This window comes from Pseudoalteromonas sp. B62 (assembly GCF_037162565.1).
GTDB lineage: Bacteria > Pseudomonadota > Gammaproteobacteria > Enterobacterales > Alteromonadaceae > Pseudoalteromonas > Pseudoalteromonas fuliginea.
Genome location: NZ_JARLVB010000001.1, coordinates 489,731 through 505,740, shown reverse-complemented (window position 1 = coordinate 505,740; position 16,010 = coordinate 489,731). Strand labels below are relative to the sequence as shown.

The window sequence follows — 16,010 nt, the reverse complement described above, 5'->3', positions numbered from 1 at the left end:
ACTAGTTGCTTATAAGTTAGCGGCTAGTTGTTTAACCATTTTAAGGTCGCCGTTTACAGCTTTAGTTAAGCGTGTACCGTACTCACTATCAGCTTTGTAAAAGTGGCTAAGCATTTTGTGTTTAACACTGCTGTTTTGCACTTTGCCTAAATCGCCTGCTAGGTTATTAATTAGGTTTGTACGTTCTTGCTTGCTAAAACCACGGTATATAACACCTGCTTGCGCGAAGTTTTGCTGCTTTTTAATCGCAGCTTGTTGTACAAAGCCTTTTAGCTCTGTGTTACTTCTACGTGCAATTGGGTTTTCAGCTACGTTTTCTTGGCTTGGCTGGTAGTTAACATTGCTTGTAGTGTTACCAATATTCATTGCGCCGTCTTGGTTGTAGTTAACCACTTCAACTTTTGCACGGTTAATTGGCAGTTGCTGGTGGTTAGCACCTAGGCGGTACATTTGTGTATCAGCGTAAGAAAACATACGACCTTGTAATAAACGGTCTTCTGATGGCTCAATACCTGGAATAATGTTTGCCGGTGCCATTGCTACTTGTTCCGTAGATTGGAAGAAGTTAGTTGGCATACGGTTTAGGGTCATTGTTCCTACTTTAGTTTCTTTAATGTCTAACCACATTTTTGTTGCATCTAATGGGTTGTAATCAAAGTCATCAAGCTGCGAGGGATCAAGCGTTTTAATGTATAGATCCCACTTAGGGAAGTTGCCTTTACCAATTTCGCTGTAAAGGTCGCGTGTTAAGTGTTGGAAGTCTTGGCTTTGCACTTTAGCTACTTCTTTTGCGTCAAGGTTATCAATACCTTGTTGGCTTACCCAATGAAACTTAACGTATTTAACATCGCCCGATTTGTTAATCATTTTGTATGCATGTACACCCCAACCGTCCATTTTACGAAGACTTGCTGGTGTACCGTAGTCACTGTAAACCCACGTTAGCATTTGTGTAGAACCTGGTTCATGCGAGAAAAAATCAAAAAAGCGATTAGGATCTTGAATGTTATCAACCGGAGATGGTTTTAAAGAGTGAACCATGTCTGGAAATTTGATTGCATCGCGAATAAAAAACACCGGTAAGTTGTTACCTACTAAATCCCAATTACCTTGGTCTGTGTAAAACTTAGTTGCAAAGCCACGTGGATCGCGCAGTGTTTCTGGGCTGCCTTTTGAGTGAATTACTGAGGAAAAGCGAACAAATACGTCTGTTTCTTTACCTGCTTGTGCAAACGGTGCTGCAATTGTTAAATCATCTAGCTCTTTTGATGCTACAAACACACCGTGTGCGCCAGTACCACGAGCATGCACAACACGCTCTGGAATACGCTCACGTGCAAAGCGTTGCAGTTTTTGAATTAGTTGCACGTCTTCTAGTAATACACTGCCACGTTCGCCAGCAGTCATTGAATTTTGGTTGTCGCCAACAGCTGCGCCGTTATCCTTAGTAAGAGTTGTTGCTGCGCTTGCCGGTAATGCTATTGCAAGTGCCAGTGCAGTGAGTGTTAATTTTGTTTTGTTTATTTGAGTATTCATTGTCGACCTCATCTATTTAAAAGTGCCGGCAGTGGTGCAGGCTGTTAATCTGTTAACGATAGTATTAATTTTATTAACTTCGGTAAAACTGATTAATTAGATTGATGTGATTTGTAAAATAGATGAAATGAATTTGCAGATACACTTTTTACATTAATGTAATTTTTTTACTACGACCTTAGTCGCAATATGCTTTTATAAAATTTATTAAATACAAAGGTGTTTAGTTTTATCTGGCGGTATTTTCACCACGTTGGTGCGTTTTATACTTACAGTGTGTTGACATATTCGCGCAATAAAGGGAATATGCTCAATCTGTGGGCTTATGCTCATTTCTGGATTGTACTAAAAAGTTGCACAATATTAATCGCGCTTAACTCGTTATGCTTAAATTAGCTAAATCAAACAGTTTGAATAAGGTGACAAGATGAATACTAATATTGAGCTAGTGATATTTGATTGTGATGGCGTTGTTATTGATAGCGAAATTTTAAGCGCACACGTACTCATTAATATGCTTGTTGAAAAAGGCGTTGAGATTGACCGCGCTTATGTACAGCAACACTTTTTAGGCTGCAACTTTAAAACAGTAAGCCAAAAAATAGCGGATGCATTTAATGTCACTCTTCCTGAAAGCTTTGAAGGTGACTACCGCGAGGCACTGTTAAACGAATTTGAAACCGGACTAACCACGACTGACGGTATAAAAGACGTACTTAACAATTTAGCTGTGCCTATTTGTATAGCTACTAGCAGCAGCCCAGCACGCACTGCAAAAGCGTTGAGCGTAGTGAGCTTAAGCAAGTACTTTAGCGATACGGTTTTTACCAGCAGCGAAGTTAAGCGTGGCAAACCAGCCCCCGATTTATTTTTACATGCAGCTAAACAAATGGGTGTAAAGCCAGAGCATTGCTTAGTAATTGAAGACAGTAAAGCCGGCGTAAACGCAGGAATTGACGCCAATATGCAAGTACTGCATTACAGCGGTGGGCAACATATGCAAGGCTCTGTTAATCATGTACACGGTGCTTACCCAAATGTTGACCATTTAACGCATTGGCAAGATTTTTTAGTGCATACCCTGAACTTAAAAAGCAGTAAACACGCAGCTTTTTAAATACACAAAGTTTTAAACGCGATTTGCTCGCCTTACTCACTGACAGGCAAGCAAACGCAAAATATAAATGTAGATGGTTTTGCTTTACTAAAAATAAAACAAAACATGGCAAAACATCATGTGTTTATAAGCCAAATTATAAAAGGCAAAGTATTTAGGTACTATACCAATCTGCTTGAATATGGGGTTTATTTAACGATAAGAAAATTGCACTGTAACTAGGCAAAAATTTTTATATCTAGTTGTTCTAAATATAAAATTTTTAACGACGTTATGGGGTAATTTAACTCGTTAAATTATTCAAATAGTTATGCAGATTGGTATCAAATATTTTGCTGTTAACAATAGGAAATACCATGGCAACGAGTCCACACACACAAACATTTAAAGATGTAAACGAAGAGCAACTTCCTGTTGCTAATAATAAGCTTCACGGCTGGAAGCATTTTGCAGGGCTATACGCTGGCGAACATGTTGCGGCTACTGAATTTGTTATTGGTGCAACGTTTGTTGCATTAGGCGCTTCAACCATCGACATTCTACTTGGTTTATTAATAGGTAACCTGTTAGCAATGTGTTCTTGGTGGCTGATTACTGCACCCATTGCAGTAGAAACCCGCTTAAGTTTATATAACTACTTAAACAAAATTGCTGGTAACTCAATGACCAAGCTCTATAACTGGGCTAACGTGGTTATTTTTAGTGTTATATCGGCCGCTATGATCACGGTATCCTCCACCGCCGTGCGGTTTTTGTTTGATATACCTGCGCAACTTGATTGGTATCCAAATAGCTTTTGGTTTGTAGCCATTGTTTTAGCTGTTGGATCTATTGTTGTATTTGTTGCGATGTATGGCTTTTCTACGGTTGCTGACTTTTCAAAGCTGTGTGCGCCGTGGCTATTTGTTATATTTATTGCAGGCTCGTTCGCGTTATTCCCTGAGCTTTCAAATCATGTATTAGGTTCTACCTCTTTAAGTAGCTTTAGCGACTTTATGACCATAGGCGACTCCTCCATATGGACGGGCACCAACGCCGATGGTGAAAAGGGCATTGGCCTATTAGAAGTGATTGGCTTTGCATGGGCTGCTAACTCAATTACTCATTTTGGTTTAATCGACATGGCTATTTTTAGATTTGCTAAACGCAAAAGCTATGGCTTGTTTTCTGGTGTGGGCATGTTTTTTGGTCATTACTTAGCGTGGATCTCTGCCGGTATTATGGGCGCAGGTGTTGCGGTATTACTTAAAACAACTATTTCATCACTTGATCCGGGCGATGTTGCATACCATGCATTAGGTTGGACTGGTTTTGTTATTGTAATTATTGCCGGTTGGACTACAGCTAACGCAAACCTTTACCGTGCAGGCCTTGCAGCACAATCTATATTTGTTAATCAATCACGTGAACGCACCACCGCTATTGTAGGTGTTGTAACCGTAATTATTGCGTGTTTCCCATTTGTATTTTCTCAAATGCTTCCGCTACTTACCTACGCAGGCTTATTAGTTGTACCAGTAGGCGGCATTGTGTTTGCTGAGCATGTGTTATTTCCTAAAATTGGCCTAACACGTTACTGGGCTAAATATAAAAATATTACCCGCAGCGTACCGGCTATAGCATCTTGGGCGTTAGCACTTGTGTTTGGCTTTGGCTTAAACGCAATTGATGTAATGTCGTTTTACTACTTGTTTATTCCTACATGGATTTTCACCATTGTTGTTTACACGCTTTTAGCTAAAAAATACGGCGCTGGTGACGATTACACACAAGAGATTGAAGCAGAAGAGCAAGAGCAACGTGATATTAAAGAATATCAAGCTGCTGAGGCTAAAGACATTCCAAAGCCAGTAATTGACAGCTCTGTATTTACAAAAGTACTTAACGCGGTTTCTACGGTTTCACTGGTTATTATTTTTATATTTGCCAGCCAAGTGATGTTTTTCAGTGAAACTATGAATATGTACAGCGCTAATAAATCGCAGTTCGAAATAGCCTGTTTTATTTGTACTGTTATTTATTTTGTTACTGCGTACTGGTCGTTAAAACGCCATAAAGTACTCAATACAGCATCGTAATTACTTATCGTAATACAGTATCGTAATTTATATTTTATCTTTGTTTAGTAAGGTCGCACCATGACGCAACATCAACACACTGACGCTCTAGTTACAGGGCTAAACCAACAAAGCTTGGCTCAATTACCAAGCCATGTTGATACACCAACCTACGACCGTAGCGCAGTTAAAACCGGTATTGTACATATTGGTGTGGGCGGTTTTCATCGTGCTCACCAAGCAGTGTATGTTAACGAGCTTTTAAAAACTCCGGGCTCTGAGCAATGGGGTATATGTGGTGTTGGCCTTTTAGAGGGTAACCGTGGTCTGCGTGATATTTTAAAGCAGCAAGATTACCTTTATACGCTTACTGTTAGACACCCAGACGGTAAAATAGATAACAAAGTAATTGGCTCAATGATCGACTTTTTGTTTGCTCCAGAGGACAAACAAGCGGTAATTAATAAGTTAGCGCACAGCGATACTAAAATTGTGTCGCTTACTATTACCGAAGGCGGCTACAACTTTAACCCTGCAACGGGCGAGTTTGACACCAGTAATCCAGATATTATTAACGACATTAATAACCCAAACGACCCAATTACAGCGTTTGGCTACATTACTGCTGCGTTAAAATTGCGTAAAGAGCAAGGCCTAGGCGCGTTTACAGTACAGTCGTGCGATAACATTCAGCACAACGGTAACGTAACACGCAAAATGCTTTTAGCCTTTGCTACAGAGCAAGACAAAAACCTAAGTGAGTGGATTGAGCAAAACGTATCGTTTCCAAATGCGATGGTTGACCGTATTACTCCGGTATCTAAAAAGAGTGATATTGATTACGTGGTTGATGCATATGGTGTTAGCGACGAGTGGCCAATTACCTGTGAGTCGTTTACACAATGGGTAATAGAGGACACATTTAGTGACTCTCGCCCAAATTGGGACGTTGTTGGTGCACAGTTTGTTACTGATGTAACGCCTTACGAAACCATGAAAATACGCTTACTTAATGCAGGGCATTCTGTACTTGGTTTATTAGGTTCAATCCATGGCTATGGCACTATTGACGAAACGGTATCGGATGAATTATTTACCACATACCTACGTGCTTTTATGGATAAAGAAGTAACCCCAAATCTTGAACCACTTGAAGGCATTGACCTTGAAAGCTACAAAGATACGTTAATAGAGCGTTTTGCTAATCCTAATATTAAAGACAGCCTAGCGCGTATCTGTAGTGAAAGCTCAGCTAAACTGCCTAAGTTTTTAATTGCCACAATTAACGAAAACCTAGTACAAGGTCGAGATGTATCACTGGCAACGCTTGTTATTGCTACTTGGTGTTTATACAGCGATAAAGGTTTAAGTGAAAACGGCGAGCAGCTTGAAATTCAAGATGCGATGCACAAAGAGCTTAATTCTTACGCGCAAGAGACTCAAACTAGCCCGATTGCATTTTTAAAGTTAACGAGCTTGTTTGGTAAGCTTGAGCATAACGAAACGTTTACTGCTGAATATAAAAAGTCGATTGCTGCGCTGTATGCACCTAATAGTAAAGTTAAAGCCATTATGAAAAACGTACTTGAGCAAAAGAGTAACTAATTATGAGCATTTTAATTAATCATAAATCAGGCGAAAACGTAAGTGTTAGCTGTTTTGGCGAAGTGCTGTGGGATTGTTTTGATTCAGGTAAACGCTTAGGTGGCGCGCCATTTAATATGTGTGTGCGTATTAACTCACTTGGCATTAAAGCCGACATGATCAGCGCTGTTGGTAACGACGAGTTAGGCGCTGAGTTACTAGGCGAAATTACTAGCAAGGGCGTAAGCTGCGAGTACATTGCTATTAACAGTGATAAAAAAACTAGCACGGTTGAGGTAACACTCGACAGTGGTGGCTCTGCAAGTTATGAAATAGTGGCAGATACTGCGTGGGATAATATAGCGCTTACCGATGAGTTACTTAGTAAAGTTAAAAGTAGCGATGTATTTGTATTTGGCAGCCTAATTGGGCGAAGCGAAGCGTCTTTAGCAACGTTAAATCAACTCGTTGATGTAGCAAATTTTAAAGTATTTGACGTAAATCTACGTGCGCCGCATTACAAGTTAGAAACACTTGTAGATTTAATGAATAAAGCAGACTTTATTAAGTTAAACGATGAAGAGCTATACGAAATAGCAAAAGCGATGGGTTGTAAGTTTCATTCGCTTGAACAAAATTTAGCGTTTATAGCACAGCAAACAAATACCGATTACTTATGTGTAACCAAAGGTAGCCACGGTGCTTTATTAACAATCAAAGGCGATAATTTTTATAATTCAGGTTATTTAATTAGCGTAATTGACACTGTTGGCGCAGGGGATTCGTTTTTAGGTTCGTTAATTTATCAGCTTTGTAGCAACGACGACGCGCAATATGCCGTAGACTTTGCATGTGCCGTTGGAGCAATGGTCGCCGAAAGTTCTGGCGCAACACCTACTTTAACGCATCAACAAATTAGTGAGTTTATGAACCCACTTTAAAAACATTGTGTGTGAAAGCGGTTATAACGTAAAAGTTTAACCGCTTTTTTTGTGCCCAAAATAAGACGCGTGTAATAAATATTCAATGTGGAACGTTAAGTGTGCAGGTTGCGTAAATAGTGGCTTATATCGATTATTGTATTAGCTAAACGTCTTATTGTTTGAGGGTTGAAGCTTTGTTATTGTTCGTCGATTATTCACGGATTGAAAAGGCGGGGCGACACACAATGCGCTCTATAATACAAATACAAAAAGAGAAACGTGCTTTATGATCATCTTTTTTATCTGCCTCACTATTTTAATACTGGGCTATAAGTTTTACAGCCCATTTGTTGAAAAACAAGCCGGTTTGGATTCAACTGCTGACACACCACAAAAACGCTTTAGCGAAGGTGTGGATTACGTCGCTATTCACCCTGTAAGAGCATTTTTAATTCAGTTTTTAAACATTGCTGGCGTAGGCCCAATATTTGGCCCAATTTTAGGTGCTTTATACGGACCAGTTGCACTAGTATGGATTGTACTTGGTAATGTTTTAGGTGGCGCTGTACACGACTTCTTCTCAGGTGTAATGAGTATAAAAGAAGACGGTAAAAGCCTACCAGAAATCGCAGGCCATTATTACAACGTCGTATTTAAAGGCTTTATGCTTGTATTTACTGCCATGCTACTGTTTTTTGTAGGTGTAGTATTTATTATGAGCCCTGCAGGTTTGCTAAGTAACCTTGATTTTTTTGAAGGTACAATACTGGCAAACAACACCTTTTGGGTACTTGCTATTTTAGCGTATTACTTTTTAGCGACCTTGCTACCAATTGATAAAATTATCACTAAGTTTTACCCAATTTTTGGTGCGCTAATGATTGTAATGACAGTGGCAATTGCTATTTCATTACTTATTAATGCGCCGCACTTACCGGTACCAAGTGACTTTTTAGCTTACTTTGAAGCTGATCACGCACATGACTTTTTAGAGCCAAATCCAGATGGACTACCAACATGGCCATTGTTATTTATAACAATTACCTGTGGTGCTATTAGTGGTTTTCACTCTACTCAAGCGCCTATTATTGCGCGCTGTTTAACTAACGAAAAATACGTACGTCCAGTTTATTACGGCGCTATGATGTGTGAAGGTATTGTAGGTTGTGTATGGGCACTTGCTGGTATTGCAGCGTTCCCAGAGGGTTACGCAGGCTTAAAAGCATTGCTTGATCAAGGTGGTCCAGGTTTAGTAGTAAACCATGTAGCTAACAGTTACTTAGGCGTATTTGGCGGTATAATGGCAATTATTGCAGTAGCCGTATTCCCAATTACTTCTGGTGATACAGCGTTCCGCTCATTACGTTTAACTGTTGTTGATGCGTTTAATATTCCACAAAGTTTACGTAATCGCTTATTAGTAGCTGTGCCTATACTTGCTATAGCGTACTTTATGACGAAGCTCGATTTCTCATTAATTTGGCGCTACTTTGCATTTTCAAACATGCTGCTTTCTACAAGCGTATTATGGCTTGCCACTAAGTACTTGTTTGACCGTGGCACATTCCATTGGATTGCCAGCGTTCCTGCTGTTATTGCAACAGCGGTAACGGTTTCTTATATTGGCACGGCAGCAATTGGCCTTAACTTATCAAGCGATTTAGGTAAACCTATTGGCGCAGCAGTCGCTGTGATAGGTTTAATTGTTTTAGCAATTGTGCACTCTAAGCATAAAGTTAAACCAACAGCGGTTTAATAATCACATAAGTTATTTAAAGCATTAAAAAAGCGAGCTATTGATTATCAATAGCTCGCTTTTTTTGTGTACTAAATTTAGGTATTACTGAGTTGCAAGTTCAAAGTAACTATTATCGTCGAGCGTTTTGCTTATCATCATAGCGCCCTCAAGCAAGCTCACTGTTTGAATAGCCGCTTTAGTAGGGTTGAGTTCACCATTAGCTAAGTGCGCAGCGCTAAGCCATGTTAGGTTTTGATTAAAAAAGCGTTTTACTTCAAGGCGTACTTTATCTGGAAGGCTATCGCTTTCGGCTCCTAGCAACCCGCATAAACACATTTTTTTATCGGTTACTAATGCACTTCTAAAAAGCTGTATGTACACATCAATAGGATTTTTACCGCTTGCTTTAAGCTCGCTTGGCTCGCCTAACGCAGCTAAAAAAGAATCAGTATATTGATGAGCAAGCTCTGCACCTAAATCGGCCTTAGTTGGAAAGTGATAGTGCACACTGGCGCTTTTAATGCCGACTTCGCAGGCTAGCTCTCTAAAACTAAAATTACTGTACCCGCCAAGGCGCACCTTGTTTTCAGCTGCTTTTAATAAAGCTTCTTTTTTACTCATTTTTAATATTTCCTATCCGTAGCAATACCAATTTTATTAAAACATGATCATTCTATCGCATTAAATAACTTACTAACTGCGTTAAAAATTATTCATTTAGAACAACTGCATGCCATAATTTTCGTCTTTTTCATTGCGCTATATTCTTAGCGCAATAATAGATCACTTATTTAATGCAATTGGTACAGTAAAATTATCGACCAGTAGGTAGTTATTTACAAGTGTTTTTACTTTTAAGCAACCCCCAAATTTTATTATGAATTAAGTTAAATCCCATAAATCAGAATAATTTAAACGTTGACTTAAATTTAGTTTAATATTATAAATTACCTATCGGTAGGTAGTTTGCGCCGTTAATTCACTTCTAAACAATAAAGGTAGAGATTGCTATGAAAATTTATGATGTAGAAAACTTTCCAAATCCACTTCGTGTTCGTATCGCTTTAGCTGAAAAAAATGCCACTGCGAATGTTGAGTTTGTACCTGTTGACTTATTAAATGGTGAACACAGAACAAAAGCCTTTTTAGCTAAAAACCCATTAGCAGGTGTGCCGGTATTAGAGCTAAATGACGGCACGTTTATATCAGAAAGTACCGCTATTACTGAGTATATTGATACCACGTTTGAAGGCCCATCTTTAATGGGTGAAACCGCAAAAGAGCGGGCAGTAATTAACATGATGCAAAAGCGCGCAGAATCTATGGTGCTTGACGCTGTGGCAACTTACTTTCATCATGCAACTGATGGCTTAGGTCCTGAGCTTGAAACATATCAAAATGTGGCTTGGGGTGAAAAACAAGGCGAAAAAGCGCGCCAAGGGTTTAGCTATTTTAATGATGTACTAGCGCAATCGGCATTTGTTGGCGGTGAGCAGTTTAGTATTGCTGATATTACATTGTATGCTGGGCTGGTATTTGCTGGATTTGCACAAATAGCAATCCCGAATGAGTTAACCCATTTAGTTGCATGGCAAGAAAAAGTAGCAAAACGCCCAAGTGTTGCAGCTTAGTTAGATTATTAGTTTAAAATTTAAGTGAAGTTACGCTTAGGAGCCAAATATGAAAATAGCTGCCGATTTTAGTAAACGAGTTGTGGTACATAGCGAATCGCTCCCGTGGGTTGCATCGCCAATGGCGGGTGTTGATAGACGAGCGCTCGATAGAGTGGGCGACGAAGTTGCTCGCGCAACGACCATTGTTCGTTATGCACCTGGCAGTGAATTTTCGCCGCATGTACATACAGGCGGTGAAGAGTTTGTTGTGCTTGAAGGGGTATTTCAAGATGAGCATGGTGACTTTGCGGCAGGTTCTTATATCCGTAATCCACCGCAATCAAAGCACAAACCGGGGTCTGAAAATGGTTGCGTTATATTTGTAAAGTTATGGCAGTTTCAGCCAGATGATCGAACGCACGTGCGTTTGCAAACAAACTTGATGCAAAGTACGGTGCATCCTAGTTTTAAAAATGTTGCCGTAACCCCTTTATACAAAGACGACTTTGAAGACGTAAGCTTGTTGCACTTTAAGCCCAACGCCTGCATGGTTATAAGCGCAAAAGGTGGAGCAGAGTTCTTAGTACTAGAAGGCTCATTTGATGAGCAAGCCGATACTTTTGTAAAAAACAGTTGGTTAAGAGTGCCTATCAATAGCTCCGTTAACGTTAAAGCGGGAAGTAATGGTGCAAAAGTATGGCTTAAAACGGGTCATTTAATTGATGTAGAAAACCAGATATCTCGCGTACAAAATGCGTAATTGAGTCGTTTATTTGAGACTATTTATTGATCTAGTTCAGGACTAATTAATTTTAGAAGGTGTACTTTTACCTCTCAGCCTATTTAAGGAGAGCAGTAATGGTGCACACAACACATGGTTTATCGATTGGTCTTGAACGTGCAGGAAGAGAGTTTTTTAAAACTTAAAGCCGTTGGTACGCTTACTCACGACGACTACAAAATAATTACCCCAATGATAAACTCAGCTCTTGGCGAAGTTAAGCACCCAGTCGTGAACGCCTTAATAGATGGTAGCGAACTTGAAGGTTGGGAGTTACGCGCAGCGTGGGATGACTTAAAATTAGGTGTTAAGCACTCTAAAGAATTTAAAAAAGTAGCTATTTACGGTAATAAAGAGTGGCAAGCTCGAATGGCAAAAATAGGTAACTGGTTTATATCGGGTGAGGTTCAATACTTTGAAAATGCTACCGCAGCCATAGATTGGTTAGACGAATAATAAATCCCTTCTCCCAAAAAATAGCGCTTACAAAGCGCTATTTCAACTCTTAAATAAAGGACTTATAGCGAGCGTCTAATAGTTTTTGCTTATTGTTAGGTATCAATTTTATCAAAATACGTTACTAAGCTATCAATAAATGAACGAAGTGCAAGTGATTGATGTTTCCTGGAGCGGTAAATACCGTATATGCTCAAAGTTTGTGGTTTAAGGTGTGGTAGTAAATGTATTAACTTTCCATTATTTATATATTTCTGCGCAGCAAACTTAGGTTGTAGAGTTATTCCTTGATTATTAAGAGCAGCTTTTAACAGTAAGCTCGAATCATTAGCACTGAAGTTACCAGCAATCGCCACAGATACGGGTTTTTCAGGGTGTGAAAAATGCCACATACTTTTTTCAAACCGTGAATAGTTTAAACAGTTATGGCGACTCAAATCATCCGTAGTTATAGGCTTAGAGTTTTTTTCTAAATATTCTGGGCTTGCACATAATACTGAATGGCATTTCCCAAGTGGGCGAGCAATTATATTAGGATCTAAGTCATTGGTAATTCTAATTGCTAAATCTATTCGCTCTTCTACTAAATTTGTAACGTGATTACTAATTTGTACATCAATACTGACTTCGGGGTGAGCGCGTAAGAATTGTTGGAACATATCTTGTAGTACATCATGTGCTAAAAAAGGCGAGCACGACAACCTAATTTGCCCGTTTAATTTGTTATTACTTTCTATCGGCGCACTAATATTTTGGGCGATGGCAATGAGCTCTCGGCTATGATTAAGTACTTTTTCACCCTCTGCCGTGAGTGTTATTTTTCTTGTTGACCGATGGAGTAGTTGGGTATTTGCCCACTTTTCCATTTGATTCAAATACCGTGTAACCATAGATCTAGACATATCTAAAGCACGGGCAGCACCGGCTAGACTTTTCTGCTCTACAATTTTTATAAATACATCAGCTGCAATAATTCTATCCATTCACTTTGCCTATATGTTCGATTTATGCAACAGATAGTTGCATTCTGTCTAGTTTTTAATTCTTAAATTGCAACATACAATAGCCTCATCTTAACGAAATAACAAACAGGCTACTGAGAATGAAAAAAGTTAAACACGTATTAGCAGCAACAGCTTTATTAGCAAGTACATTAATGCAACCGGTATTAGCGCAAAGTGAATTAGTTGTGGATGTATATAACCCACAAGACAAAAGTATTTTTGCTGTCTCATCAAGCATTATAAGTGGTAATAACGAAGTGTTATTAGTGGATGCCCAATTTCAGCGTAATGATGCACAAGCATTGGTTGAAAAAATAAAAGCGAGCGGTAAAACATTAACAGCTGTTTATATTAGTCACAGCGACCCTGATTTTTACTTTGGTTTAGATGTAATTAAAGCTGCTTTTCCAAAAGCAAAGTTATTAGCGACTAAATCAACAGTAGAGAATATTAAACGCTCAATGCAAGGAAAGTTAAATTATTGGGGGCCTATTTTAAAGAGCAATGCACCTAAAGAACTTATTTTGCCAGAAGTAATACTATCAAATACCCTAACTATAGATGGGAAAGAAATTATTATTAAAAATTTACAGCATGATCCAAAGCATACTTACCTTTGGATCCCTTCTATAAAAACAGTGCTGGGTGGGGTTGTAGTATTTGATCAAATGCATGTGTGGTTGGCTGATTCGAGCACTGCCGCAGAGCGTCAAACTTGGCAGTCAACATTAGATAACATTGAGAATTTAAAACCACAGACTGTTATTCCAGGTCACTTTTTACAGGGCAGTAAACAAGACCTTTCTGGTGTGTCATTCATGAAAGGGTACTTAAATAAAGCGGATAGCGCTGCAAAAAATGCAAAAAACTCAACTGAATTTGTAGAGTTCATGACTCAAGCCTACCCTGATTTAGGTGCAAGAAGCATTTTAGAGTTGGGCTCAAAAGTGGTTATGGGTGAGATGCAATGGCACTAAGCGCCCTTGCGTTAAGCAATTATTTAGATAGGAAATATTAATGAAAAACGTAACGTTACATATAATTGTTGACCCTTTATGTGGTTGGACTTATGGCAGTGTGCCCTTGATCACCGCTGCTGAAAATATTGATGGTTTAATTGTAAAAGTACACAGTGGAGGCATGCTAACAGGTGATAATGTAAAATCAGTGACTCCTGCATGGCGTGAATTTGCACTTAAAAACGACAGTGTCATAGCGAAGAAAACAGGTCAGGTATTTGGTAGTAACTATACCGATGGGCTTTTAAAAACCAACGATATTATACTCAACTCGGCTCCGGCTATTACCGCTATATTGGCAGCGCAAGAGCTTGGTATATCAGGTGGGAAAATGCTTAATAGTATTCAACATGCTTATTATGCTCAGGGTAAAAACATTATGCAGCTGCATGTACTGGCTGATATTGCATTGGAGCTGGGTTTAAACAAGGCCGTATTTGAAACCCACTTTAATGCGCTAGAAGGCGATGCAACAGATCAACACATAGCACAAAGCCGCGGCTTATTACACGATATTCATGGGCAAGGTTTTCCTAGTGCAGCATTTAAATTTGACACAGGTAAGTGGCAAAAAGCTGATATAGCCCATTATTATGGAAAAACTGAGCAGTGGGTTACCTACTTACAGCAATCAGTTGCGCTAGTATAGTGTGATGAAATTTCTAAATAATAAAGCTGTTTATATTACAGCTTTATTGAGCTTCCTTTTTATAATGCAAGGGTGTGTGAAAATGAGCAACATAGACATAATTAAAAGTACGTATGAAGGCAAAACATCACAAGAGAATGGGCAAAATTTAGTTGCTCATGCAAGTGATACTATTACTTGGAAAGAGGCTGACGGTTTTGCCTATGCTGGTACTTACCATGGTATGAATGATATTACTGAACATGTTTTTCAAAAGCTTGCAAGCGAGTGGTATAACTATACGTTTACGCCACAAAACTACTTATCCCAAGATGATACTGTTGTAGTGTATGGCACGTATTCTGGTACTTATATTAAAACGGGTAAAAAAATGCAAGCTAGGGTCGCGCATATTTGGCAGCTTAAAAATCAAAAAATAACGCACTTTGAACAAATAGTGGATAGTAAAATGGTGTTTGATGCTATGCAGTAACTACGCGTTACTGCATATATTTGAACTTAAAAAACATTAGGTCTATTAAATTACATCAGCCAGTACAGGTAATGCCGGAAATGCCCCTTTAGCTAAACAGGCTTTTGAGCCGCATTTTAGGCCAAAGTTGAGGGCGCGTTTTACTATTTTCTCATCATTTATTTTAGTAGTAAGTAATACATCTTCATTGTTATGGTTTAGATAATATAAAACACCAGCAATAAAAGCATCGCCTGCGCTTGTTGTATCAACTGCTGTAATAATTGGTGCCGCTTCACTTAGCGTGAACTCATTATGATAAACCGTAGCAGGCTCAGGACCATCTGTTAAAAATACTACGCTAACACCAACATCTAAAAGTGATTGTAAATAATCCTCGGGTAGCTGCTTTGTTTGTTCTGCTAAAAAGTTTAACTCATCACGAGAGAGTTTAACTATGTCGCAATACTCATAGCAAGCACGTACATTTGCTTCAATATCATCTATGCTTTGCCATAAGCTGTAGCGTAAATTTACATCAAAGCTTACTAATTTATTGTTACTTTTAGCAAGCTGCAAAGCGCTAAATGTAGTTTGCGCAATTGCGTTATTGGTAAGCGTGTTTGAACAAAAGTGTAGGGTACTTAGTTTTTCCCATTGAATTTGCGCCAAGTGATCACTCGTTAAAAGTAAATCGGCCGTATTTTGGCGATAAAAATTAAAACTGCGCTCGCCTGTATCATCAAGGCTAACTATTACCATTGCAGTTTGCGAGCCCATAACTGTAAATAAGTAGTCAGTGCTTACATTGTATTGTGTAAGTGCTTTAGCAAGTTGCTTGGCAAAGTAGTCATCGCCCATGCCACCACAAAAAGCAGCTTTACCACCTAACTTTGCATAGCCTACGGCTACATTAGCAGGTGCGCCGCCTGCAATAGGTAAATAAGCGCTGTTTTGAGAGTCTTGCGGCAGCATATCAATCAGTAGTTCGCCGAGGCTAAGTAGTTGGGTCATATTGTAAATCCTAAAAAACCTAGCAAGGCTAGGTTAAAGTCAGTGGGAGAATTACTAAATAACCTGAA

Annotated in this window: 13 protein-coding genes and 2 pseudogenes; 11 read left to right on the top strand and 4 right to left on the bottom strand. The window is 39.1% G+C overall.

Annotation, left to right across the window (positions count from 1 at the left end):
• Positions 1 to 9 precede the first annotated feature (9 nt).
• Entirely contained in the window at positions 10 to 1,536 is a 1,527-nt protein-coding gene (locus P4S71_RS02080) for a catalase (RefSeq protein WP_337149943.1), read from the bottom strand.
• A 427-nt stretch (positions 1,537 to 1,963) separates the two neighbouring features.
• On the opposite strand from P4S71_RS02080, the pseudogene P4S71_RS02075 reads away from it, so the two are divergent.
• The 5 genes and pseudogenes from P4S71_RS02075 to P4S71_RS02055 all read left to right on the top strand — a co-directional run bounded on the left by P4S71_RS02075 (position 1,964) and on the right by P4S71_RS02055 (position 8,973).
• Positions 1,964 to 2,637 (top strand): annotated as a pseudogene (locus P4S71_RS02075) (HAD family hydrolase).
• A 372-nt stretch (positions 2,638 to 3,009) separates the two neighbouring features.
• Positions 3,010 to 4,731, top strand: a complete 1,722-nt coding sequence (locus P4S71_RS02070; RefSeq protein ID WP_337120791.1) for a purine-cytosine permease family protein — start codon at positions 3,010 to 3,012, stop codon at positions 4,729 to 4,731.
• Positions 4,732 to 4,791: 60 nt separating this feature from the next.
• A complete protein-coding gene (locus tag P4S71_RS02065; RefSeq protein ID WP_337149941.1) occupies positions 4,792 to 6,315 on the top strand; it encodes a mannitol dehydrogenase family protein in 1,524 nt (507 codons plus the stop codon).
• A 2-nt stretch (positions 6,316 to 6,317) separates the two neighbouring features.
• The gene (locus P4S71_RS02060; RefSeq protein ID WP_337149940.1) at positions 6,318 to 7,235 is read left to right on the top strand and encodes a carbohydrate kinase family protein; all 918 of its coding nucleotides are present in this window, start codon (positions 6,318 to 6,320) and stop codon (positions 7,233 to 7,235) included.
• A gap of 268 nt (positions 7,236 to 7,503) precedes the next feature.
• On the top strand, positions 7,504 to 8,973 hold the full coding sequence (locus tag P4S71_RS02055; protein WP_337149939.1) for a carbon starvation CstA family protein: 1,470 nt from the start codon (positions 7,504 to 7,506) through the stop codon (positions 8,971 to 8,973).
• An 84-nt stretch (positions 8,974 to 9,057) separates the two neighbouring features.
• On the opposite strand, the gene P4S71_RS02050 is transcribed toward P4S71_RS02055, so the two are convergent.
• Positions 9,058 to 9,576 carry a TetR/AcrR family transcriptional regulator gene (locus P4S71_RS02050; RefSeq protein ID WP_008139285.1) on the bottom strand — a complete coding sequence of 173 codons (519 nt, stop codon included), beginning with the start codon at positions 9,574 to 9,576 and terminating at the stop codon, positions 9,058 to 9,060.
• Between the two features lie 389 nt (positions 9,577 to 9,965).
• On the opposite strand from P4S71_RS02050, the gene P4S71_RS02045 reads away from it, so the two are divergent.
• The 3 genes and pseudogenes from P4S71_RS02045 (at position 9,966) to P4S71_RS02035 (ending at position 11,805) form a co-directional block, all read left to right on the top strand.
• Positions 9,966 to 10,586, top strand: a complete 621-nt coding sequence (locus tag P4S71_RS02045; RefSeq protein WP_337149938.1) for a glutathione S-transferase family protein — start codon at positions 9,966 to 9,968, stop codon at positions 10,584 to 10,586.
• Positions 10,587 to 10,635: 49 nt separating this feature from the next.
• A complete protein-coding gene (locus P4S71_RS02040) occupies positions 10,636 to 11,328 on the top strand; it encodes a cupin domain-containing protein (protein WP_337120792.1) in 693 nt (230 codons plus the stop codon).
• Between the two features lie 98 nt (positions 11,329 to 11,426).
• Positions 11,427 to 11,805: pseudogene (locus P4S71_RS02035) on the top strand (STAS/SEC14 domain-containing protein).
• 95 nt (positions 11,806 to 11,900) lie between these two features.
• On the opposite strand, the gene P4S71_RS02030 reads toward P4S71_RS02035, so the two are convergent.
• Complete coding sequence (locus P4S71_RS02030; RefSeq protein ID WP_096794362.1) at positions 11,901 to 12,788, bottom strand: LysR family transcriptional regulator; 888 nt, start codon at positions 12,786 to 12,788, stop codon at positions 11,901 to 11,903.
• Between the two features lie 119 nt (positions 12,789 to 12,907).
• Between P4S71_RS02030 and P4S71_RS02025 the strand changes: the two genes are divergently transcribed.
• The 3 genes from P4S71_RS02025 to P4S71_RS02015 all read left to right on the top strand — a co-directional run bounded on the left by P4S71_RS02025 (position 12,908) and on the right by P4S71_RS02015 (position 14,949).
• Complete coding sequence (locus tag P4S71_RS02025) at positions 12,908 to 13,786, top strand: MBL fold metallo-hydrolase (protein ID WP_096794363.1); 879 nt, start codon at positions 12,908 to 12,910, stop codon at positions 13,784 to 13,786.
• Positions 13,787 to 13,826: 40 nt separating this feature from the next.
• The gene (locus P4S71_RS02020; protein WP_096794364.1) at positions 13,827 to 14,477 is read left to right on the top strand and encodes a DsbA family protein; all 651 of its coding nucleotides are present in this window, start codon (positions 13,827 to 13,829) and stop codon (positions 14,475 to 14,477) included.
• A gap of 82 nt (positions 14,478 to 14,559) precedes the next feature.
• On the top strand, positions 14,560 to 14,949 hold the full coding sequence (locus P4S71_RS02015; RefSeq protein ID WP_058553102.1) for a nuclear transport factor 2 family protein: 390 nt from the start codon (positions 14,560 to 14,562) through the stop codon (positions 14,947 to 14,949).
• 45 nt (positions 14,950 to 14,994) lie between these two features.
• Here P4S71_RS02015 and P4S71_RS02010 read toward each other — a convergent pair whose 3' ends face one another.
• Positions 14,995 to 15,942, bottom strand: a complete 948-nt coding sequence (locus P4S71_RS02010) for a carbohydrate kinase family protein (RefSeq protein ID WP_096794365.1) — start codon at positions 15,940 to 15,942, stop codon at positions 14,995 to 14,997.
• Between the last annotated feature and the right edge of the window lie 68 nt (positions 15,943 to 16,010).

Bases quoted from the DNA above. Each gene is read 5' to 3' on its own strand.
- P4S71_RS02080 (WP_337149943.1), bottom strand. From the start codon at position 1,536: ATGAATACTCAAATAAACAAAACAAAATTAACACTCACTGCACTGGCA.
- P4S71_RS02070 (WP_337120791.1), top strand. From the start codon at position 3,010: ATGGCAACGAGTCCACACACACAAACATTTAAAGATGTAAACGAAGAG.
- P4S71_RS02065 (WP_337149941.1), top strand. From the start codon at position 4,792: ATGACGCAACATCAACACACTGACGCTCTAGTTACAGGGCTAAACCAA.
- P4S71_RS02060 (WP_337149940.1), top strand. From the start codon at position 6,318: ATGAGCATTTTAATTAATCATAAATCAGGCGAAAACGTAAGTGTTAGC.
- P4S71_RS02055 (WP_337149939.1), top strand. From the start codon at position 7,504: ATGATCATCTTTTTTATCTGCCTCACTATTTTAATACTGGGCTATAAG.
- P4S71_RS02050 (WP_008139285.1), bottom strand. From the start codon at position 9,576: ATGAGTAAAAAAGAAGCTTTATTAAAAGCAGCTGAAAACAAGGTGCGC.
- P4S71_RS02045 (WP_337149938.1), top strand. From the start codon at position 9,966: ATGAAAATTTATGATGTAGAAAACTTTCCAAATCCACTTCGTGTTCGT.
- P4S71_RS02040 (WP_337120792.1), top strand. From the start codon at position 10,636: ATGAAAATAGCTGCCGATTTTAGTAAACGAGTTGTGGTACATAGCGAA.
- P4S71_RS02030 (WP_096794362.1), bottom strand. From the start codon at position 12,788: ATGGATAGAATTATTGCAGCTGATGTATTTATAAAAATTGTAGAGCAG.
- P4S71_RS02025 (WP_096794363.1), top strand. From the start codon at position 12,908: ATGAAAAAAGTTAAACACGTATTAGCAGCAACAGCTTTATTAGCAAGT.
- P4S71_RS02020 (WP_096794364.1), top strand. From the start codon at position 13,827: ATGAAAAACGTAACGTTACATATAATTGTTGACCCTTTATGTGGTTGG.
- P4S71_RS02015 (WP_058553102.1), top strand. From the start codon at position 14,560: ATGAGCAACATAGACATAATTAAAAGTACGTATGAAGGCAAAACATCA.
- P4S71_RS02010 (WP_096794365.1), bottom strand. From the start codon at position 15,942: ATGACCCAACTACTTAGCCTCGGCGAACTACTGATTGATATGCTGCCG.